Origin of the sequence: Roseateles chitinivorans (assembly GCF_050632235.1) — a bacterium.
GTDB classification, from domain to species: domain Bacteria; phylum Pseudomonadota; class Gammaproteobacteria; order Burkholderiales; family Burkholderiaceae_C; genus Roseateles; species Roseateles chitinivorans_A.
In genome coordinates, this window is record NZ_CP192584.1 from 3,170,395 (window position 1) to 3,190,409 (window position 20,015).

Genomic DNA, 20,015 nt, shown 5'->3' on the forward strand with positions numbered 1-20,015 from the left:
TCATGGCCATGCAATCTTCCCGACCCTCCCGCAGCGGCGTCACGGTCGCCCGGCTGCTGATTCAAGCCGAACCCGCCTGCTCCCGTTTCGCACGTCAATCCATCATCGATGGCTCGGTCGAGCCGATGGGCCAGGAGTTGTGTTTCCGCTGGAGCGCCGGCGTGCGCCGGGCGCCGCCGCCCAGCGCCTATGCGACCAGCCTGCTGCTGAGCCAGGCCCTGCTCGACGGTGGCCTCGCCCATCGACGTCCCGGCTGCCTGTTCATCGACATGGACGCGGCGACGCTGCTCAGTCCGATCGCGGATGTCCTGTGCGGGAACCTCGGCACGAGCCAGCTGCCCCTGGGGATCCCTGTCCAGGAGGCGGTGACACGCCGGATCGCGCAACTGCATGCGCGGGGGTATCGCTTCGCGCTGGCCGGGGTGGTGTCGCCGGATGATCCGCGCACGGCCTGGCTGCCGATGGTGTCGTTCGTGAAGCTGGATGTGTCGCTGGCGCCGGTGAGCGCGTGGGCGAGCGTCCAGGAACTGGCGCGCCAGGCGGGCGCCCTGCTGATCGCCGACCGGATGACCGAGCCGGCGGACTACCTGCGCCTCAAGGCATTGGGCGTGCGCTATTTCCAGGGGGACCTGCTGATGGCACCGCAGGAGGAGTCGCCGCGATCGTTGCCGAGTTGCGACCTGGACGTGCTCGGGCGGATGTTCCGCCTGGTGCGGCATGGTGCGCCGCATGACGCCCTGGCCATGATCGCGGCCTCGGACCCCGCGCTGGTGATCCGGTTGCTGATGCTCCACCGCCTGCATGCCGGCCACGCGCGGCCGCCGAGGACGCTGACCGAGACGCTGGCGGGATTGCCGGAGCCGGTGCTGATCGGCTGGTTGCATGTGCTGCGCAGCAGCACCTTCGACCTGACGCCCGGCAACCAGAGCTGGTCGCACGCGGTGCGGGAGCAGATCCACAACTATCGTGCGCGGCTGATCATGGCACGCGCCTGCTGCAGTCCCGAGGAACTGGAGGCGAAGATCTTCGATCTCTACCGGCGCCTGTGTGGCCGCGATTCATCGGCCATGCCGGCGCGGCCCGCCGGTTCCTCGATTCCCCGGGATCGCTCGATGGACTGAACGGCGCCGGCGTGAGGGTCTGCATGGCGCCTCCCGTGAAATGACAAAGCCCCGCCTGTGCGGGGCTTTCCTGATGCAGCGGCAGCGTTGGCGTCAGTGGATCGGCTCGTCCGGTCCCGGGCCGCTGGTCAGGCCGGTCGCGACGGTGAAGCCCGAGTCGCCCAGCGAACCCGCTTCGAGTTCCTCCTCGGTGGCCTCGCGCACGTCGTGCACCGTCACATGGATGCGCAGTCCGACCCCGGCCAGCGGGTGGTTGCCGTCGAGCACCACGTGTTCCGGATAGACCTCGGTCACGGTGTAGATGCGGTCGGCCGGCATGTCCGGCGTGGACGACCCTTCGGGCAGGCCCTCGAACTGCATGCCGACATCGACGTTCTCGGGGAAGACCTCGCGCGGCTCGAAACAGACCAGGGCGCTGTCGTAGTCGCCGAACGCGTCCTCGGGCTCGAGCGCCACGCTGACCTCGTCGCCGGCGAGCTTGTCGGTCAAGGCTTCCTCGACCTTGGTGAACAGGTCCTGGCCGCCGTAGAAGAACTCCATCGGCGGGTCCAGCACCTCGACGGATTGGCCTTGGGCGTCCTCGAGTCTCCAGGTCAGGGAGACGACGCAGGGGGCAGTGATTTGCATCGGGCAATTCTCTCAGACAATGCGCGCCCATGACCTCCAAGTCCAAGTCCCCCCGACCTCGTCGATCCCGTCGAAGCGCGCCCTGGCTGCGCCCGACGCTTCGGGCATCGACATCGCCGCGAAGCTGCCGCTGCTCGGCGGCCTCAGCCCCGCGCAGTTCATGAAGCGCCATTGGCAGAAGCAGCCGCTGCTGGTGCGCCAGGCGCTGCCCGGCGTGGTGCCGCCGATCGATCGCGCCGGCCTGGCCCGCCTGGCCGCCAGCGACGAGGTGGAATCCCGCCTCGTCTCGCAGCAGGACGGCGGACGCTGGTCGATGCGCCAGGGGCCGATCGCCAAGCTGCCCGCCTGGAGCAAGCCTCAGTGGACGCTGCTGGTCCAGGGGCTGGACCTGCACGTCGAGCCGGCGCACGCGCTGCTGAGCCGGTTCCGGTTCGTCCCGGAGGCGCGGCTGGACGACCTGATGCTGTCGTATGCCAGCGAGGGCGGCGGCGTCGGCCCGCATTTCGATTCCTACGACGTCTTCCTGATCCAGGTCAGCGGACGGCGCCACTGGCGCATCGGCCGCCTGGGTGTGTCGACCACCGGCGCGCTGCGCGAGGACGTCCCGTTGAAGGTGCTGGCGGACTTCGAGCCGGAGCAGGAGTTCGTGCTCGAGCCCGGCGACATGCTCTACCTGCCGCCGGGCTGGGCACACGATGGCGTGGCGGTCGGCGGCGATTGCATGACCGCCTCGGTGGGATTCCGCTCGCCGTGGCGCAGCGAGCTGGCCAACGAACTGCTGGTCCGCCTGACCGACGACGAGGAGGCGCCGCGCGGCGACCGGATGTACATGGATCCCCGCCAAGCGGCGACGGGAGAACCGGGTCGCATTCCCGAGGCGCTCACGGCCTTCGCGCGGGAGGCGGTCCTGAGAGCCGCCTCGCAGCCGTTGGCGCTGGAGCGTGCACTGGGCGAGGCGCTGACCGAACCCAAGCCCCGCGTGTTCTTCGAGCCGGGCGAGGCGCTGCCGCCAGGGCAGGGCGCGCAGCTGAGCGCACGCACCCGCATGATGTACGACGCCGCGCATGTCTTCATCAACGGACAATCGTTCCGCGCAGGCGGACGCGATGCGACGCTGATGCGCCGGATGGCGGACCGCCGCGAGCTGTCCGCTGCCGAAGTCGCGAAACTCAGCGAGGGCGCACGCGATTTGCTGGATCAGTGGACCGAGGACGGCTGGGTGCTGCCCGCCTGATCGACGCGGACGCCCGCCACCGTCACGGTCACCGTCAAGAGGAGCTCGACATGACGCCGGAACCCACGCCCCCTGCCGTCCTCCAGGCCGGCCTCGTCGAGTCCTCGGCCGAGGTCCGGCAAATGCTGCGGCAAGCGCTGCAGCGGGCCGCGGAGGAGGGCGGACGGGAGTTGTGTTGGCTGGCCCCGGATTTCGCCGACTGGCCCTTGTCCGAGCCCGCGCTGCTGGAGGCGCTGCATCGATGGGCGCTGCCCCATCGCAAGTTGCGCCTGTTGTCGACCCACCACTACGAGACGCTGCGGCGCGTCCATCCTCGTTTCGTCCAGTGGCGCCAGACCCACGACCATGTGGTCCAGGCGCGCGCCTACGACCCGGCCGACCTCGCCGAGCGCAGCACGCCCGCGCCCATGGGCCTGCTGCTGGCACCCGGATTGCTGACGTTGAAGCTGTGGACACCGGCGAGGGCGTCCCTGTCGCTGCACGATGCCCGCGAAGAAGCCATGGCTGGCGAGTGGTTTGACGCTATTGAGCAACGTTCTGCCGACTCGTTCGCCAGCAGCACCCTCGGGTTGTAAGGAGATTACAAACTGGCGTCTATAATCATTGGCTAGGCGAGGGAAGCGCTCGAGGTTTCTCACGTCTTGGTCTGCTGAAGTTGTACTTGTCATCTGGTACGACTTCATTAATTACCGGTAATTGATTGTTCGTCTAAAAGTTACTTGAGGACAAGTATGAAAAAGTCGATCCTGTTGGCCTCCCTGCTGGCCGTTGTTGCCCTGACCGCTTGCGGCAAGAAGGAAGAAGCCGTCGCTCCCGTGGCGACCCCGGCTCCGGAAGCTTCGGCTCCGGCCGTTGAAGCCTCGGCCCCGGCCGTGGAAGCTTCGGCTGCCGCTTCCGACGCTGCTGCGCCCGCTTCGGCCGCCAGCAACTAAGACGATCACTCGTCCAGAGAAAGCCGCAAGGGTTCGCCCTTGCGGCTTTTTCTTTGCCTGCGCGCTTTGTCGGCGCCGATCAATGTCTCTGTCGGGTCGCTGGTATTAGAGTGGAGTTTGTCAGGCTCGGCCGAAGCGAATGCGTACGACGCTCGCACTGAATGCCGGGTCGTCAACCCGCCAATGAAAAACGCCACCCGGAGGTGGCGTTTTGTTTTGCGCAAACTGATGGCGTACGGTCGTCCGCCATCGCGTGGATCAGCGCACGTCTTCCATCAGCAGTTGCAGGATGCGCTTGGCCATTTCGTTGGTCTGCTGCTGTCCCTTGTCGTCCAGGACCATGACCGTCGAGGTCGTGCCCTCGGTCTTGACCGAGACGCGGTAGCGCACCGCGGTGGATGCGCTGGTCGCGCCGAACAGGCGCTGGAAGAAGTTGGGTTCTTCCTTGCCGGCCTGGTTGGGGTCGGCGTAGCGCAGGAAGAACAGGCCCTGCTTGCGGTCCCGGTCCTCGATCGTGAAGCCGTGGCGGTCCAGCGACTGGCCGACGCGACGCCAGGCGCGGTCGAAGTCCTCGTTGATCTTCAACTGATCCGGCACGTCCGCCAGCGAACGCGGGGCGTTGCCGCGCGGCGCTTCGGCGAACGACGGCGCCGGCTGCTGCGCGTTGGCGACCATCGTCTTGGCGTCTTCTTCCTTGCCGCCGAGCTTGAGCATCAGGCGCGAGGTCATCTCGGCTTCCAGCTCCGGATCGGACGGGCGGGGCTGCCAGCCGGTCTCGTCGCGTTGCGAGTTCGTGTAGACCTCGACCAGGCCGCGGTGGGTGACGTAGATGTCGGTGCCGCCCTGGTCGTTGCGCTCCAGGCGGGTGCGGTACTTGTCGCGCTCACCGGTGGAGTACAGCGAATCCAGCAGCGATCCCAGCGTCTTGCGGATGAAGTCCTGCGGCAGCTTGGCCTTGTTCTCGGCCCAGTTCGTTTCCATCAGGCCGACGTTCTGGTCCTCGGACTCGATCGTGAAGCCGCGGTCCTGCCAGAAGGACTTGACCTGGGGCCAGACCTGCTCGGGCGGCAGCGCGCTGTGCAGCCAGCGGGCATTGCCCAGGCGGTGGAATTCGATCGTGCCGGCCTTGTCCAGTGCGACTGGGGCGCCGGCGGTGGCGGCAGTCTGGCGCTGCGCATTCGGTTGCGCGGCCATCTGCGCGGCGCTGATCGGGCCGGTGGGGCGGTTTTCCTTGGGCAGCTGCGTCAGGTCCGGCGGCACGTCCAGGCCGGTGGTCTGCTTGGCCTGGGTGCGGTAGTCGACCTTGTCGCTGCTGGTGATGCTCTCGAACGTGCTGCACGCCGTCAGCGAGGCCAGCGCCATCAGGCAGGCCACGCGCACCGGAGTGGGCGCGCCGGATTCAGAAAGGGAACGAGTCACGCTGGAGATCTCCGAGGTAGGTCGCTGCGGCCCGCGGCCGCTGAAGGAAAAAGGTGCGGCCGGCGCGCGCCGGCCGGCAGTGATTAGAGCAGGCCGGCGTCGCGCAGGGCACCCGCGACCAGATCCTGGCCGGCAGGCGTCAGCGGCGTCAGCGGCAGGCGCAGGTTGTTGGGGCAGCGGCCCAGCTTGTTCAGGGCCCACTTGGCCGGTGCGGGGCTGGGTTCGCAGAACAGCTGCTTGTGCAGCGGCAGCAGCTGGAAGTGGAGCGCGGTGGCCTCGCGCACGCGGCCTTCGATCGCGGCCGCGCACATCTCGTGCATCGCCTTCGGGGCGATGTTGGCGGTGACGCTGACGGAGCCGCGGCCGCCCATGAACATCATCGCGATGGCGGTGGCGTCGTCGCCGGAGTAGATGCTGAAGCCTTGCGGCGCATGCTTGATCAGCCAGGCGGCGCGCTCGATGTTGCCGGTCGCGTCCTTGATGCCGAACACGCCGGGCAGCGAGGCGCAGCGCAGGGTCGTTTCCACCGACATGTCCGCGACCGTGCGGCCGGGCACGTTGTACAGCATCATCGGGATGTCGACCGCCTCGGCGATCGCCTTGAAGTGCTGGTAGATGCCTTCCTGCGACGGACGGTTGTAGTAGGGGACGACCGACAGCGTGGCGTCGGCGCCGACCTGCTTGGCGAAGCGGCTCAGCTCGATGGCCTCGGCGGTGGCGTTGGCGCCGGTGCCGGCGAGCACCGGCTTGCGGCCCTTGACGTGCTCGACGGTGACGCGGATGACCTCGCGGTTCTCTTCCATCGTGACCGTGGGGGACTCGCCGGTCGTGCCGACGACGCCGATGACGTCCGTGCCCTGGTCGATGTGCCAGTCGATCAGGCGGCGCAGCCCATCGAAGTCGATGCGGCCGTCTTCATGCATCGGCGTGACCAGCGCGACGATGCTGCCAACAATTGCGTTCATTGAGGATTCCTCTGGATCGGCGGATTCTACTGAAGCGCCGGGGCGCTTCCGGACCTGCGCGCTCAGCGCAGCCGGTATCTGGGGTAGACCCCAGGCGATGCGCCGCCGTCGCCGGCCTGTCCGGACGCGGTCGCGGCGCCCGCCCGACGGTTTTCGCGAACGGCAGCAACGCGCTGGACATGGCGGCCGTTGACCGCGCCGTCCTCCGTGCCGCCGCCTGGCGACTCGATGAAGCCGTCCTCGTAGGCGATCACGCGCAGGCCGTCGACGGCCGCCAGCAGCTCGCCGGGCCGCAGCAGGAAGTCCGGATTGGCGGGCCTTCCGATCGTCTGTTGTCCATCGGTAAAGGTCTCGTAAATCAGCCAGCCGCCGGGCGCGACAGCTTCGACGACACGCGGCAGCAGTGGCCGCCACAGGTAGTTGGTGACGAGCACGACGTCGAAGGCGCGGTCCGCCAGCGGCCACGGGCCTTGCTCGATGTCGGCCTGGATCAGTTCGACCTGGTCGGACAGCCCGGCGAGCGACGCCAGCGCCGCCGCGTCGCGATCGACGCCGGTGACGGCCACGCCTTCACCGGCCAGCAGACGCAGATGGCGGCCCGGGCCGCAGGCCAGGTCCAGCGCGGTGATGCCGTCGCGGTCGCGCCAGGCCTGCGCCCAGCGCAGCACCCAGTCGCTGGGGAAAGAGGTCGTGCTCATGCGGGCCGTTGTTCCTTCTTGAGGGCCTTCATCGCCATGCGGTCGACCATGGCCGGCGCCAGCAGCTTGAGCCAGCGGCCCAGCTTGCCCTTGGCGGTCATGACGATGTCGCGCTCGCGGGCGAGCGTGCCGTCGAGGATCAGCCGGGCGCATTCCTGGACCGGCATCGCGCCGCGCTCGTCGAGACTGCTCAGGCCCGACGCATGGCCCTGCGCATTGAAGCCGCGGTAACGGATCTGCGTGTCGACGACGCCGGGGTAGGCGATGGTCACGCTGACGCCGCTGGCGGCGACCTCGGTGCGCAGCGCCTCGAAGAAGCCGGTCATCGCGAACTTGCTGGCGCTGTAGGCGGTGCGGCCCGGGATGCCCAGCAGGCCGGCCAGGCTGGAGACCGCGACGATGCGGCCCTGGCTGGCCTTGAGGGCCGGCAGCGCCGCCTGCGTGCACCAGGCCGAGCCCCACAGGTTGATCTGCATCAGGCGCTGGTACCAGGCCAGGTCCTTGACCTGGTCGAACAGCGCGTGTGCCGACATGCCGGCGTTGTTGACCAGCACGTCGATCGCGCCGAAGGCGCCCAGCGTCGCGCGCACGAGCTCCTGGCAGTCCTCCTGCGACTCGACGTCGCAGCGCTGCACGCGGGTGTGGGCGCCGAGCGACTCGCACTCCGCCGCCACCTTCTCGAGCTTGTCGATGCTGCGCGCCGCCAGCACGAGCGAAAGCTTGGCGCCTTCGCGCCGCGCCCATTGACGCGCCAGTTCGGCGCCGATGCCGTCGGAGGCGCCGGTGATGATCACGACCATGTTGTCTCCGTTGTCGATGCGCTCGTGGCGCTTGTTGTCGCTGTCGTATCCGTCGTCAGATTGAAGAGCGGGGCAAGAACCGGGCACCGGGTCAGAAGCAGGCCCAGATCGCGTCACCCAGCTGCTGCATCAGCGAGGGCTGCGTGTAGGCCAGGAACACCGCCGCCAGCACGCCGCAGGCGCCCAGCCATGCGGTGATCCGCCAGAGTCCGCGCCGCATCGTCATGACCGTGCTCCGCCTCTCGCTGTCAGGCCGCCGCTGGCACCGCGCGCCGCGCGATCGCCGTCTCGCGCACCGGCAGGTTGGCCAGCATCGCCATCACGCCCAGCGCGATCGCCAGGTACCAGACGACGTCGTAGGAGCCCGTCGCGTCGTAGAGCTTGCCGCCCAGCCACACGCCCAGGAAGCTGCCGATCTGGTGGCTGAAGAACACGAAACCGCCCAGCATCGACATGTGCTGCACGCCGAAGATCTGCGCCACGATCGCGTTGGTCGGCGGCACGGTGGACAGCCACAGCACGCCCATGACCGCGGCGAAGACGTAGACGCTCGTGGCCGTCAGCGGCACGTTCAGGAAGATGATGATCGCGATCGAGCGCAGCAGGTAGATGCCCGACAGCAGGTAGCGCTTGGGGAATTTCTGGCCCAGCGTGCCCGCGGCGTAGGTGCCGAAGACGTTGAACAGGCCGATCAGCGCCAGCGCGTTGGTGGCGACCTGGGGCGTGAGGCCGTGGTCCTTCAGGTAGCTCGGCATGTGCACGCCGATGAACACGACCTGGAAGCCGCAGACGAAGTAGCCCAGCATCAGCAGCTGGAAGCTGCGGTAGCCGAAGGCCTCGCGCAGCGCCTGGCCGATGCTCTGGTGGTGCGCGCCGTGGGCGGCGTTCCGCGCCGGCTCGCGCAGGCCGAAGGCCAGGGGCACGATGAGGCAGGCGGCGATCGCCAGTACGAACAGCGCGTTCTGCCAGCCGTTGTAGCCGATCAGCCAGTTCTCGACCGGCACCATCAGGAACTGTCCGAAGGAGCCCGCCGCCGCGGCCACGCCCATCGCCCAGGAGCGTTTCTCCGCCGAGACATTGCGGCTGATGACGCCGTAGATGACCGCGTAGGTCGTGCCCGACTGGGCCAGGCCGATCAGCACGCCGGCGCTGCCGAGGAAACCGGCGGTCGAGGTCGACACCGCCATCAGCGCCAGCCCCGCCGCGTAGAGCAGGGCGCCCGCGATCAGCACGCGAAGCGCGCCGAAACGGTCGGCCAGCATGCCGGCGAACGGCCCGGCGGCGCCCCAGGCGATGTTCTGCACGGCCAGCGCGAGGGAGAACGCCTCGCGGGTCCAGCCGCGGTCCATGGTGACCGGCGTGAGCCACAGGCCGAAGCCGTGGCGGATGCCCATCGACAGCGTGACGATCGCGGCGCCGCAGATCAGCACCTGTCGCATCGACAGCGTGCGGGAAGAAGAAGGGGGAATCGGGAGCGCGCTCATCCGGTCAATGTACCGGCTGGCCGGGCGTCTCAGCGCGTGCCGCTCTTGGATGCGGGTTTCCCCGATGACTTCTTCTTGGCGGTGGCCTTGGTGGTGGACTTGGCGTTCGACTTCTTGCCGGAGGCCTTCTTCTCGGCGCCGGCGGCACCGTTCAGTGCGTTGTTCTCCTCGCCGGCGGTCGCGGCGACGTCCTCCAGCTGCGTCAGCACCCGGCCCTGCTTGATGCGCAGGAGCGGCTTGTCCAGCGCGTCGAGGTCCTCCAGCGGATTGCCGATCAGCACCAGGAAGCTCGCCTCGCAGCCGGGCTGGAAGCAGCCGAGCTTGCGCTGCGGGAACAGGGCCTTCGGCGTCTCGACCGTGGCCAGGCGCAGCAGCGCGGGCTTGTCGAGCACGCCCAACTGGTCGAGGTGATGCACCTCGCTCAGCGCGTTGCCGGTGAACAGGTCGGAGCCGACCAGCAGCCGGGCGCCGGCGGACTTGAGCCGCTCCAGGTTCTGCTTCTGCACGGCCTCGATGCGCGCCAGCAGCTCCGGCGCCGGCTGGAACAGCCGCGTCGCGACCGTCGCGGTGACGATGCCGATCTTTTTCTCGGCCGCCAGCGCGGCGACGTCCGGCGGGATCAGGTGCGTCTCGGGCTCCTCGCCGTGCTGCGGGAAGTAGCCCGGCAGCTCGGCGATGAAATCGGCGCCGGCGCGCACGGCGGCGGCGAAGTCGGCGGCGCTCTCGATGTGGACCACGACGCGGCGCTCTTCCGCGTGCGCACGGCGGACCACCTCGGCCACGACCTCGGGCGTCACGCCCAGCCGGCCGCGCTGCTCGGGCACCTGGCGCAGTTCCGGGCGGTCGTGGTAGCTCATGATGACCTTGATCAGGTCGCTGTGGCGGCCGGCGATCAGCGGCCACTTCTGGCCGACCTGCTCGGGGGTGTCCATGACCAGCACGGCCTTGTCGACGATCTGGTCCAGCGCCATCGGCGGCGTGCCGGACTGCAGCATCGCCAGCGGCTGGCCGTCGGAGGAGGTGATGCAGGCGGTGGCGAACAGCACGTCCGGCGTTTCCGGTTGCGAGATGCGGGCGCGGATCGGCTCGATCGCGGCCGGATCGGCGCACAGCATCGCCGCGTAGAACACGCCGTCGCGCAGGTAATCCTGACCGAACTTGTCCAGGCCCCAGGCGCTCTGCAGGTTGTGGTTGTGCGCGTCCGCGAGCGGCGCCACCAGCGTCTGGCCGCGTAGCTCCAGCAGCCGGTTGACCTTGCGGGGGCGCTTCTCGACGAAGCGGCCGTCCTCGACGTAGAGGGTGCCGCTCTGCAGCTTCTCGCCGTCGAACCAGCGGGCGTGGCGCAGCTCCATGGCCATCTCCGGGCTGGCCTTGTAGTTGTCGGCCTGCGCCGTTCCCGCTCCGAGGAGGGAGGACAAGGCCAGGACAAGGGGGCCAGGGGCGCCAGCAGCGGGCGCGGGGAGCGGGGCAGGAGCGGCATCGGACCAGTCGGGCGGAGGCGTGCGGACAAGCGGCGGATGCTACGACAGCGCTCCCATGCCGTCGGGGCTCGATCGGTAACGGGAAGTGCGGGAGCCGCTGCGGCGTGCGGCATGCGCGCGAAGGCCATCCCATGGGGGCGAAAAGGGGGTGGAAACCCCCATGGGAACGACCCCTGCCGGCAGGCGGTCGGGAGCGTCGCGGACGCTGCATAGAATCCCGCCCCATGGCAACCAAAGCAGTCACTTCCACCAGCAGCGCACCGGGCAGCTACGGCGAAGGCTCGATCCGTGTCCTCAAGGGACTGGAGCCCGTCAAGCAGCGCCCGGGCATGTACACCCGCACCGACAACCCCCTGCACGTCATCCAGGAGGTGGTCGACAACGCGGCCGACGAGGCGCTGGCCGGTCACGGCAAGCGCATCGCCGTCACCCAGCACACCGACGGCTCGATCACCATCGAGGACGACGGCCGCGGCATTCCCTACGGCCTGCACCCCGAGGAGGGCGTGCCGGTCGTCGAGATCGTCTTCACCCGGCTGCACGCCGGCGGCAAGTTCGACAAGGGCTCGGGCGGCGCCTACAGCTTCTCCGGCGGTCTGCACGGCGTGGGCGTGTCGGTGACCAACGCGCTGGCCAAGCGGCTGCAGGTGACGGTCTACCGCGAGGGCAACGTCGCGACGCTGGCCTTCTCGGGCGGCGACGTCATCGAACCGGTGGCCACGCGCAAGGCCGAGCTCAAGGCCGGCGACCGCAAGCAGGGCACGACGGTGCGCGTCTGGCCGGACGGCAAGTATTTCGAGAGCGCCGACCTGCCCAAGGGCGAACTGGTGCACCTGCTGCGCTCCAAGGCTGTGCTGATGCCCGGCGTCACGGTGACGCTGACGCAGGAGAAGACCGGCGAGACCCAGACCTGGACCTACAAGGGCGGCCTGCGTGACTACCTGATGCAGGCGCTGCCGGCTGATCCGCTGATTCCGCTGTTCGAGGGCGAGCAGTTCGCGACCGCCTCCGAGAGCGAGAACTTCGCCGAGGGCGAGGGCGCCAGCTGGTGCGTGGCCTTCACCGAAGAGGGTCAGGTCATGCGCGAGAGCTACGTGAACCTGATCCCGACGGTGGCCGGCGGCACGCACGAGTCCGGCCTGAAGGACGGCCTGTTCGGCGCGATCAAGGGCTTCATCGAGATGCACGCCCTCGCGCCCAAGGGCGTGAAGCTGATGGCCGAGGACGTGTTCTCGCGCGCCAGCTTCGTGCTGTCGGCCAAGGTGCTGGATCCGCAGTTCCAGGGCCAGACCAAGGAGCGGCTGAACTCGCGCGACGCGCTGCGGCTGGTGTCCGCCTTCGTGAAGCCGGCGCTGGAGCTGTGGCTCAACCAGCACGTCGAGCACGGCAAGAAGCTGGCCGAACTCGTCATCAAGCAGGCGCAGACGCGCCAGCGCGCGGCGCAGAAGGTCGAGAAGCGCAAGAGCTCCGGCGTGGCCGTGCTGCCCGGCAAGCTGACCGACTGCGAAAGCACCGACCTGCTGCACAACGAGCTGTTCCTGGTCGAGGGCGACTCCGCCGGCGGCTCCGCCAAGCTGGGCCGCGACAAGGAGACGCAGGCCATCCTGCCGCTGCGCGGCAAGGTGCTCAACGCCTGGGAGGTCGAGCGCGACCGGCTGTTCGCCAACAACGAGATCCACGACATCTCGGTGGCCATCGGCGTCGACCCGCACGGCAAGAACGACGAGCCGGACCTGTCCGGCCTGCGCTACGGGAAGATCTGCATCCTGTCGGACGCGGACGTCGACGGCGCCCACATCCAGGTGCTGCTGCTGACGCTGTTCTTCCGCCACTTCCCCAAGCTGATCGCCACCGGCCACGTGTACGTGGCGCGGCCGCCGCTGTTCCGCGTGGACGCGCCGGCCCGTGGCAAGAAGCCCGCGGCCAAGCTCTACGCGCTGGACGAGGGCGAGCAGACCGCCATCCTCGACAAGCTGCGCAAGGAAGGCGCGCGCGAAGGCAGCTGGAGCATCAGCCGCTTCAAGGGCCTGGGCGAAATGAACGCCGAGCAGCTCTGGGACACCACGCTGAATCCGGAGACGCGCCGCCTGCTGCAGGTGCAGTACGGCGAGCTCGACTTCGGCGACACCGAGGGCGCCATCAACAAGCTGATGGGCAAGGGCGAGGCGGCCGCGCGTCGCGAGCTGATGGAACTGCACGGCGACTCCATCGAAGTCGACGTCTAAGGCCCTCAAACCCCTTCAACCCCGGACCACGCCATGCTCGACCACCGCGTCACGCTCCGACCCACGATGCTGTCCGACCTGGACTTCGTCGTGGGCGTGGAGCAGGACGCGGGCAACCGGCCCTTCATCACGCCGTGGGAACGCACGCAGCACGAGGGCGCCGTCCGGTTCCCGGACGCGCGGCATTTCATCGTGGAGCTGGACGCCGAACGCGCCGGTTTCGTGATCCTGCAGGGCTGCCGCAACCCCAACCGCTCGGTGGAGCTCAAGCGCATCGTGCTCGGCCCGAAGGGGCAGGGCGTCGGTCGCCTGTGCGTGCGGCTGCTCAAGAAGATGGCGTTCACGCAACTGGGCGCGCACCGCTTCTGGCTGGACGTGAAGGGCCGCAACACGCGGGCGCAGTCGCTGTATCGCAGCGAGGGCTATGTCGAGGAAGGCCGGCTGCGCGAATGCGTGCGGGCCGAGGTGCTGGCCGATGCCGACGGCGGTAGCGCGGCAGGCGTGGGTGTGGACGACAGCGCCGGCTTCGACGACCTGATCGTGATGTCGCTGCTCAGGCGCGAGTACGACGCGCGCGCCGCGCAGGGACTGGAGGCCGCATGAGTCACGGCCGCCCCACTACCGGCGGACGTTGGCTGCGCAAGCGGCTGGCGCTGAGCATCGCCGTGGCCTTCGCGGCCAAGCTGTCGCCGGCGCACGCGGAGCTGTGGGGCTACGTGGACGCCGACGGCATCGCGCATTTCGCGCCGGTGCAGGTGGACAGCCGCTTCCAGCCGGTGATGTCGCCGCTGAGCGGCATCCGGCGCGTGCCGGGCAAGACCGACCACGGCCAGCGCATGCTGACCTGGCTGGACATCGCCCCCGAGGTCAAGGCGGTGCAGCCGTATCTGCGCGAGGCGGCCGCCGCGACCGGCATCGATGCGGAGCTGCTGAAGGCGATCATCGCGGTCGAGTCCGGTTTCAAGCCCGATGCGGTGTCGCCGCGCGGCGCGACCGGCCTGATGCAGATCACCGCGGCGACGGCGCAGCGCTACGCGACACCGGACGAATTGCGGCGCGCCGGGTACCTCCAGGACCCGCGCACCAATGTGCTGATCGGCGCGCGCATGCTGGCGGACCTGACGCGGCGCTTCGGTCGCCTGGATTCGGCGCTGGCGGCTTGGAACGCCGGCGAGGGCGCGGTGCGGCGCGCGGGCGGCCACATGCCCGACATCGACGAGACGCAGGCCCACGTCCACCTGGTGATGGAGCTCTACTGGGCGCTGCTGCAGCGCAGCCTCGGCAGCCGGGCGCGGCAATTGACGATGGTCGCGGCGCCGCTCGAATGAGCGGTCGCGGCAGGCGGCGAGTGGCCAGGACGCTGATTCAACAGATTTCCGAAAAGGTTCGAACGACCGGCGCAGGCCGGCATGAGAGAGATGACCCAAGAGACTTTTGATTTCGAGAATCCCAACGGCGCCGGCGGCCCGGGCGGGCAGGCCCCGTCGGGCGACGCGCTGACGCTGGCGCAGTACGCGCAGCAGGCCTATCTGGAGTACGCGCTGTCGGTCGTGAAGGGCCGCGCCCTGCCGTCCTACAGCGACGGCCAGAAGCCGGTGCAGCGGCGCATCCTGTTCACGATGGAGCGGCTCGGCCTGGGCTTCACCGGCACGACGGGCGCCAAGGCGGTCAAGAGCGCGCGCGTGGTCGGCGAGGTGCTCGGCAAGTACCACCCGCACGGCGACCAGGCTGCGTACGACGCGATGGTGCGCATGGCGCAGGACTTCAGCCAGCGCTACCCGCTGGTCGACGGCCAGGGCAACTTCGGCAGCCGCGACGGCGACAACGCCGCCGCGATGCGGTACACGGAAGCGCGGCTGTCGGCCTACTCGCGCCTGCTGCTCGATGAACTCGACCAGGGCACGGTCGACTTCCAGCCCAACTACGACGGCTCCGAGAGCGAGCCGCGCGAGCTGCCCGCGCGGCTGCCCTTCGTGCTGCTGAACGGCGCCTCCGGCATCGCGGTCGGCATGGCCACGGAGATCCCCAGCCACAACCTGCGTGAAGTCGCAGAAGCGGCGGTGCTGCTGCTCAAGCGCCCCGACGCGAGCGACGACGAGCTCTTCGGCGCGATCAAGGGCCCGGACTATCCGGGCGGCGGCCAGCTGATCAGCTCCGCGGACGAGATCCGCGCGGCCTACAGCACCGGTCGCGGCAGCCTGAAGGTGCGCGCCCGCTGGAAGATCGAGGACCTCGCCCGCGGCCAGTGGCAACTGGTCGTGACCGAGCTGCCGCAAGGCGTCAGCACGGCCAAGGTGCTCGAGGAGATCGAGGAACTGACCAACCCCAAGGTCAAGACCGGCAAGAAGACGCTGACGCCGGAGCAGCTGCAGCTTAAGGGCGCGATCCTGGCGGTGTTGGACAAGGCCCGCGACGAGTCCAACAAGGACGCGCCGGTGCGCCTGGTCTTCGAGCCCAAGAGCCGCACGGTCGACCAGCAGGACTTCATCAACACGCTGCTCGCGCAGACCAGCCTGGAGACGACTGCCCCGCTGAACATGACCATGGTCGGCGACGACGGCCGGCCGACGCAGAAGACGCTGCGCAAGATCCTGACCGAGTGGATCGGCTTCCGCCTGAACACGGTGACGCGGCGCACGCAGCATCGCCTGGACAAGGTCCGCGACCGCATCCACATCCTGGAAGGCCGCCACGAGATCCTGCTGCACATCGACGAGGTCATCGCGCTCATCCGGAATTCGGATGAACCGAAGCCCGCGCTGATCGAGCGCTTCAAGCTGAGCGAGCGCCAGGCCGAGGACATCCTGGAAATCCGCCTGCGCCAGCTGGCGCGGCTGGAGTTCATCAAGATCGAGCAGGAGCTGAAGACCCTGCGCGAGGAAGCCGGCAAGCTCGAGGAGATCCTGTCCAACCCGTCGGTGCTGCGCCGCACGGTGGTCAAGGAGATCGAGGCCGACGCCAAGCAGTACGGCGACGACCGCCGCACCGAGATCAAGGAAGACAAGCGCGCGGTGGCCGAGGTGCGCATCGTCGACGAGCCGGTGACGGTGGTCGTCAGCCTGAAGGGCTGGGTGCGCGCGCTCAAGGGCCACGAGGTCGATCCGGCGGCGCTGGCGTTCAAGTCGGGCGACTCGCTGTACGGCGTGTTCCCGTGCCGCAGCGTCGATCCGCTGGTGGTGCTGGGCACCAACGGCCGGGCGTACTCGGTGCCGGTCTCGGCGCTGCCAGGCGGCCGCGGCGACGGCCAGCCGATCACCACGCTGATCGAACTGGAGTCGGGCACCCAGATCGCGCACTACTACGCCGCCGCGGCGACGCAGAAGCTGCTGCTGGCCGGCACCGGCGGCTTCGGCCTGGTGGCCGAGGTCGGCGACCTGGTCGGCCGCCAGAAGGCGGGCAAGAGCTTCCTGAGCCTGGAAGGCGAGGAACGTCCGCTGCCGCCGTCGGTGGTGCCGGGCGGCGCGGCCAAGGGAGAGGCGGCAGCCGTCCAGGTCGCCTGCCTGACGATGGCCGGCCGTCTGCTGACCTTCGGGATTGACGAGCTCAAGCACCAGCCCAAGGGTGGTCGCGGCCTGACCTTGATCGACCTGGACCCGAAGGACGCGCTGGTCAGCATCGCGGCCTTCACCAACCTGCTGATGGTCAGCGGCACGGTCCGTGGCGGCAAGGCGAAGGAGGAGCCGCTGCGCAACGCCGCGCTCGCGGCTTACGCCGGCAAGCGCGCGAAGAAGGGCAAGCCCTGCGACGTGATGACCAAGCCGATGCGCGTCACGGCGGGCTGATCGCGAACGGTCCGGACTGTTCGATCGGCGGCGTGCCCGGAACGGGCACGCAGGGGACAAGACAAGGGACAAAACCGGCCTCTTGTCCCCTGCGGGCGTGACGCCGCTGTGACGCACTGCAACAAAAGTCGCCAGTTTGTCCAGGACACGAACTCATGCTGCAGTGCAAACTCCGTCACGAAATCAACTCGACTGACGGGATCGGCAGCCATGAAATTGAAGTCTCTCGTGCTGGCGCTGGGCGCCGCGCTGATCGCTGGCGCCGCAGGTGCCGCGACCCTGGATCCGGTGTTCGTGACACCGACGGTGACCCCGAGCGGCAGCAGCTTCTCGGATGTGGTCCTCGGATCCTTCACCCTGACGCAGGCGTCGGACGTCACCGGCTCGGTGCTGGCGGCGACCACCATCAGCTTCGGCAACGGCTTCACCGTGCCGCTGCAGTCGGTGAACTTCAGCTTCGCGGGCCTGAACGGCGTGACGGATCTGGACGCGAGCGCCACCGGCTTCCATTTCGCCAATCTGGCCGCCGGCACGTACCAGCTGCTCGCCAGCGGCTCGCTGAGCGGTGCCGGTTTCGGCGGCGCGGTCTTCTCGACGACGGTCAACGTCGCCGCGGCGGCTGCCGTGCCAGAACCCGCGACCTACGCGCTGATGCTGGCCGGCATCGCCGCCGTCGGCTTCGTGGCGCGCCGTCGCCGCCGCGACTGATCGGATCGGATCCTGGCCGCGCGATGCGGCCGTTTCCTGCACGGCCGCTCACGCGGCCGTTTCCATTTCAGCCGCTGTCTTTCAGCCGCTTTTAGGCCATTTTTGGCCATTTCTGGCCGTCTTTTGGCCGTCTTTTGGCCGCTTGTGAGCCGCTCAACGCGGCCACAACACCTTCAGCCATCGCGGGCGCCAAGAGAGCGTGGCCGCGATGACCGACGCGGCGCCTGCGAGCAGCATCAGCCACACCAGCGCGGCCATCGACGGGTGATCCGCTTTCAGGCACAGGCCCAGCGACAGCGCCAAGGCCAGCATCCCTGCCGCGCGGAGATTCCGGGCGGTGGCCGCCTTCGGCGCCTCTTCACCGTGGACCTGCTCCCAGTGGGTGTCCATGGCCAACGCCAGCCAGCCGAAGCCCAGCACGGCGTTCGCGGCGGCGGCGCTCAGCAGAACCACGGGCTCAGCCATGACGGGCTCCCGCGGTCTTGAGGGCGGACGGCGATGCGCCTGCCGTTGAAGCCGACCGGCTGGCTCGCCGAGCGAGCTTTCCGGCGGCCAAGAGGGCGATGGCCGCCGTCGCGATCAGGCTCAGATCGACACCCGCCACCGGCCAGTAGCCGCTCGACAAGGTCTTTCCGAGGTGATCGCCCGTCGTGACCGCGTTCGCGATCACCGCGGCTGCGGCGCCCGCGGCGATCACCCAGCACTGCTCGCGCCAGGCCGGATTCATCTTCGCCCGCGCGACCGCGCCCCCGCGGAAGAAGGCATGCGCCATCGTCAGCGCCCAGGTGCCCCAGAAGACGTTGCGTTCCCACTCGCCCTTGTCGGCAAGCGACTCCGGCAGCAGGCGGTTGGCGATCAGCATCGCCATCGTCGCGACCAGCATGCCGGTGACGGTCGTCACCGCCAGCGCGTCGACGATGCGGCTGCCCTGGCCGCCCGCCTTGGCGTGCTGCTGCTTGCGCTTCTCGACGAAGAACAGGAAACCCGTCGCGATGCACACGCAGCCCAGCAACCCGCCCAGCACGTAGAGCCAGCGCAGCGAGCCAGTGCCGGAAGTGCTGCAGGTGCAGCCCGGTGAGGAACTCGGTGACGCTGTCGACGGCGGTGCGCGGCGGGTCCTCGCGCAGCAGCTCGCCGGTGGACGCCTTGAAGTGGATGCCTTCGCCGGTCAGCGCGACGCGGTCGGTGCCGGCGCGATAGACGCTCACATAGGCGTTGGCATCGCCGACATGCTGCAGGTTGACGAAGCCCACGTCGCCGGCCATGCCCTTGGCCGCCCAGCGTCGCTGCGCCTCGGCCACCATCGCGTCGACCGAAGCGAGCGGCGCGGCCACGCCGGCGCGCTCGTGGGGCAGGCCGGTCTGCTGCGCCTCGACGCGTTCGGACAGCTCGTGCAGGTCGTGCAGCTGCGTGTGCGCGACGGGGAAGTAGATGCCGGCGAAGATCACCAGCCCCGTGAACGCGAAGAAGAAGTGGAAGGGCAGCGCCACCACGCCGGTCAGGTTGTGCAGGTCCAGCGCGCTGCGCTGCACGGTCTTGTTGCGGCGGAAGGTGAAGAACTCGCGGAAGATCTTGCGGTGCATCACCACGCCGCTGACCAGCGCCGCCAGCATCATCAGCGCCGAGAAGCCCACGATCCAGTAGCCGAGGTCCTTCCAGGTGAAGTGCAGGCTGTAGTGCAGCGGATAGAAGAACTCGCTGCCGATGCGCAGCTGCCCCTGCGGCAGCACCGCGCCGTTGCGCGGATCGAGCGCATGGACCGCGAAGACGGTCTCGTCCGGGTCCTTCGCGTTGGGCACCTTGTAGCCGGCGAACACCGACACCACCGGATCGCGGTGCGTGGTGTAGGCGCCCCAGCTGCTGACGACGTCGAAGCGCTCCGGCAGCGGCCCGTTGACGCGGCCTTCGAGCAGCGCGACGGCCTCCTTGGCCGGCTGCATCTTCTCGAAGGCGGGCTTCAGGATCTGGTCGAAGGAGGGCATCGGCTGCGGCTCGAAGCGCGAGGACGGGATCGCCCAGCGGTCGATCTCGCGGTCGAAGACCGACAGCGCGCCGAAGAAGAACACCACCATCAGCACGAAGCCCAGCACCAGGCCGAACCAGGTGTGCAGCCAGGCCATCGAGAGCCGGAAGTTCTGGAACATGGTCCGCTCCCTTCCCGTCAGGCGAGCAGCGCGCGCTGGATCAGCGCGGCCGCTCCGGACATGACGCCGCCGCCGATCAGCAGCACCGCCCAGCACAGGCCGACGCGGCGTGCCGCGAAGGTCCACAGGAACACCACCAGGAAGAGCAGCACGCCCAGGATCGCGCTCAGGTGCTCGGCGTCGTGGAAGGACATGCCGAGCGCATACAGCCCGCTGTGCGCGATCGCGATGAAGCCCCAGCAGAACGCGTAGCCGCCGAGGATCGCCGCGCCGATGCGTGACAGGAGCTGGAGCGGCAGCGGCCGGCTCGTCCCCCGGTTGGGGCTGGTAGCGGTATCAATCATGGGCGGGAAGGCATCGGACGAATGTGAATGCGAGGCATTATCGTCTTGACG

At 68.9% G+C, this 20,015-nt stretch carries 19 protein-coding genes and 1 pseudogene; 9 read left to right on the forward strand and 11 right to left on the reverse strand.

The features are described from left to right. Positions 1 to 8: 8 nt before the first annotated feature. On the forward strand, positions 9 to 1,121 hold the full coding sequence (locus ACQ859_RS14380; RefSeq protein ID WP_431266344.1) for a hypothetical protein: 1,113 nt from the start codon (positions 9 to 11) through the stop codon (positions 1,119 to 1,121). A gap of 93 nt (positions 1,122 to 1,214) precedes the next feature. Here ACQ859_RS14380 and ACQ859_RS14385 read toward each other — a convergent pair whose 3' ends face one another. Continuing rightward, complete coding sequence (locus ACQ859_RS14385; protein ID WP_431257933.1) at positions 1,215 to 1,748, reverse strand: FKBP-type peptidyl-prolyl cis-trans isomerase; 534 nt, start codon at positions 1,746 to 1,748, stop codon at positions 1,215 to 1,217. 106 nt (positions 1,749 to 1,854) lie between these two features. Between ACQ859_RS14385 and ACQ859_RS14390 the strand changes: the two genes are divergently transcribed. The 3 genes from ACQ859_RS14390 (at position 1,855) to ACQ859_RS14400 (ending at position 3,914) form a co-directional block, all read left to right on the forward strand. Then, complete coding sequence (locus tag ACQ859_RS14390; RefSeq protein WP_431266555.1) at positions 1,855 to 2,982, forward strand: JmjC domain-containing protein; 1,128 nt, start codon at positions 1,855 to 1,857, stop codon at positions 2,980 to 2,982. Positions 2,983 to 3,032: 50 nt separating this feature from the next. Next, positions 3,033 to 3,557: a hypothetical protein gene (locus ACQ859_RS14395; protein ID WP_431266345.1), complete on the forward strand. Its 525-nt coding sequence runs from the start codon at positions 3,033 to 3,035 to the stop codon at positions 3,555 to 3,557. Between the two features lie 156 nt (positions 3,558 to 3,713). Next, entirely contained in the window at positions 3,714 to 3,914 is a 201-nt protein-coding gene (locus ACQ859_RS14400; RefSeq protein ID WP_331612821.1) for a hypothetical protein, read from the forward strand. A gap of 258 nt (positions 3,915 to 4,172) precedes the next feature. Here ACQ859_RS14400 and bamC read toward each other — a convergent pair whose 3' ends face one another. From bamC to ACQ859_RS14435, 7 genes are all read right to left on the reverse strand, one after another. Continuing rightward, the gene (bamC, locus tag ACQ859_RS14405) at positions 4,173 to 5,333 is read right to left on the reverse strand and encodes an outer membrane protein assembly factor BamC (protein ID WP_431266346.1); all 1,161 of its coding nucleotides are present in this window, start codon (positions 5,331 to 5,333) and stop codon (positions 4,173 to 4,175) included. A gap of 83 nt (positions 5,334 to 5,416) precedes the next feature. Continuing rightward, positions 5,417 to 6,298: a 4-hydroxy-tetrahydrodipicolinate synthase gene (gene dapA, locus ACQ859_RS14410; protein WP_431266347.1), complete on the reverse strand. Its 882-nt coding sequence runs from the start codon at positions 6,296 to 6,298 to the stop codon at positions 5,417 to 5,419. A gap of 62 nt (positions 6,299 to 6,360) precedes the next feature. Further along, the gene (locus tag ACQ859_RS14415) at positions 6,361 to 6,996 is read right to left on the reverse strand and encodes a class I SAM-dependent methyltransferase (RefSeq protein WP_431266348.1); all 636 of its coding nucleotides are present in this window, start codon (positions 6,994 to 6,996) and stop codon (positions 6,361 to 6,363) included. Then, positions 6,993 to 7,796 (reverse strand): SDR family oxidoreductase, encoded by an 804-nt coding sequence (locus ACQ859_RS14420; RefSeq protein ID WP_431266349.1) that lies wholly within the window; start codon positions 7,794 to 7,796, stop codon positions 6,993 to 6,995. The genes ACQ859_RS14415 and ACQ859_RS14420 overlap by 4 nt, the downstream gene beginning before the upstream one ends. Before the next feature lie 91 nt (positions 7,797 to 7,887). Next, entirely contained in the window at positions 7,888 to 8,022 is a 135-nt protein-coding gene (locus ACQ859_RS14425; RefSeq protein ID WP_431266350.1) for a hypothetical protein, read from the reverse strand. 22 nt (positions 8,023 to 8,044) lie between these two features. Continuing rightward, a complete protein-coding gene (locus ACQ859_RS14430) occupies positions 8,045 to 9,280 on the reverse strand; it encodes an MFS transporter (RefSeq protein WP_431266351.1) in 1,236 nt (411 codons plus the stop codon). Positions 9,281 to 9,309: 29 nt separating this feature from the next. Then, positions 9,310 to 10,698: an amidohydrolase family protein gene (locus tag ACQ859_RS14435; protein WP_431266352.1), complete on the reverse strand. Its 1,389-nt coding sequence runs from the start codon at positions 10,696 to 10,698 to the stop codon at positions 9,310 to 9,312. A gap of 287 nt (positions 10,699 to 10,985) precedes the next feature. On the opposite strand from ACQ859_RS14435, the gene ACQ859_RS14440 reads away from it, so the two are divergent. The 5 genes from ACQ859_RS14440 to ACQ859_RS14460 all read left to right on the forward strand — a co-directional run bounded on the left by ACQ859_RS14440 (position 10,986) and on the right by ACQ859_RS14460 (position 17,476). Continuing rightward, positions 10,986 to 12,986, forward strand: coding sequence for a DNA topoisomerase IV subunit B (locus ACQ859_RS14440; RefSeq protein WP_431266353.1), 2,001 nt, complete (start codon positions 10,986 to 10,988; stop codon positions 12,984 to 12,986). 33 nt (positions 12,987 to 13,019) lie between these two features. Next, complete coding sequence (locus ACQ859_RS14445) at positions 13,020 to 13,589, forward strand: GNAT family N-acetyltransferase (RefSeq protein ID WP_431266354.1); 570 nt, start codon at positions 13,020 to 13,022, stop codon at positions 13,587 to 13,589. After that, on the forward strand, positions 13,586 to 14,314 hold the full coding sequence (locus ACQ859_RS14450; protein ID WP_431266355.1) for a lytic transglycosylase domain-containing protein: 729 nt from the start codon (positions 13,586 to 13,588) through the stop codon (positions 14,312 to 14,314). The genes ACQ859_RS14445 and ACQ859_RS14450 overlap by 4 nt, the downstream gene beginning before the upstream one ends. 90 nt (positions 14,315 to 14,404) lie before the next feature. Continuing rightward, positions 14,405 to 16,768, forward strand: coding sequence for a DNA topoisomerase IV subunit A (parC, locus tag ACQ859_RS14455; protein ID WP_431266356.1), 2,364 nt, complete (start codon positions 14,405 to 14,407; stop codon positions 16,766 to 16,768). Positions 16,769 to 16,978: 210 nt separating this feature from the next. Further along, a complete protein-coding gene (locus ACQ859_RS14460) occupies positions 16,979 to 17,476 on the forward strand; it encodes an FxDxF family PEP-CTERM protein (RefSeq protein ID WP_431266357.1) in 498 nt (165 codons plus the stop codon). A gap of 153 nt (positions 17,477 to 17,629) precedes the next feature. On the opposite strand, the gene ACQ859_RS14465 is transcribed toward ACQ859_RS14460, so the two are convergent. The 3 genes and pseudogenes from ACQ859_RS14465 to ACQ859_RS14475 form a co-directional block, all read right to left on the reverse strand. After that, a complete protein-coding gene (locus ACQ859_RS14465) occupies positions 17,630 to 17,941 on the reverse strand; it encodes a DUF3325 domain-containing protein (RefSeq protein WP_431266358.1) in 312 nt (103 codons plus the stop codon). Then, positions 17,934 to 19,620, reverse strand: a pseudogene (locus ACQ859_RS14470) (PepSY-associated TM helix domain-containing protein). The gene ACQ859_RS14465 and the pseudogene ACQ859_RS14470 overlap by 8 nt, the downstream one beginning before the upstream one ends. Positions 19,621 to 19,637: 17 nt before the next feature. After that, on the reverse strand, positions 19,638 to 19,964 hold the full coding sequence (locus tag ACQ859_RS14475; protein ID WP_431266359.1) for an iron uptake protein: 327 nt from the start codon (positions 19,962 to 19,964) through the stop codon (positions 19,638 to 19,640). Between the last annotated feature and the right edge of the window lie 51 nt (positions 19,965 to 20,015).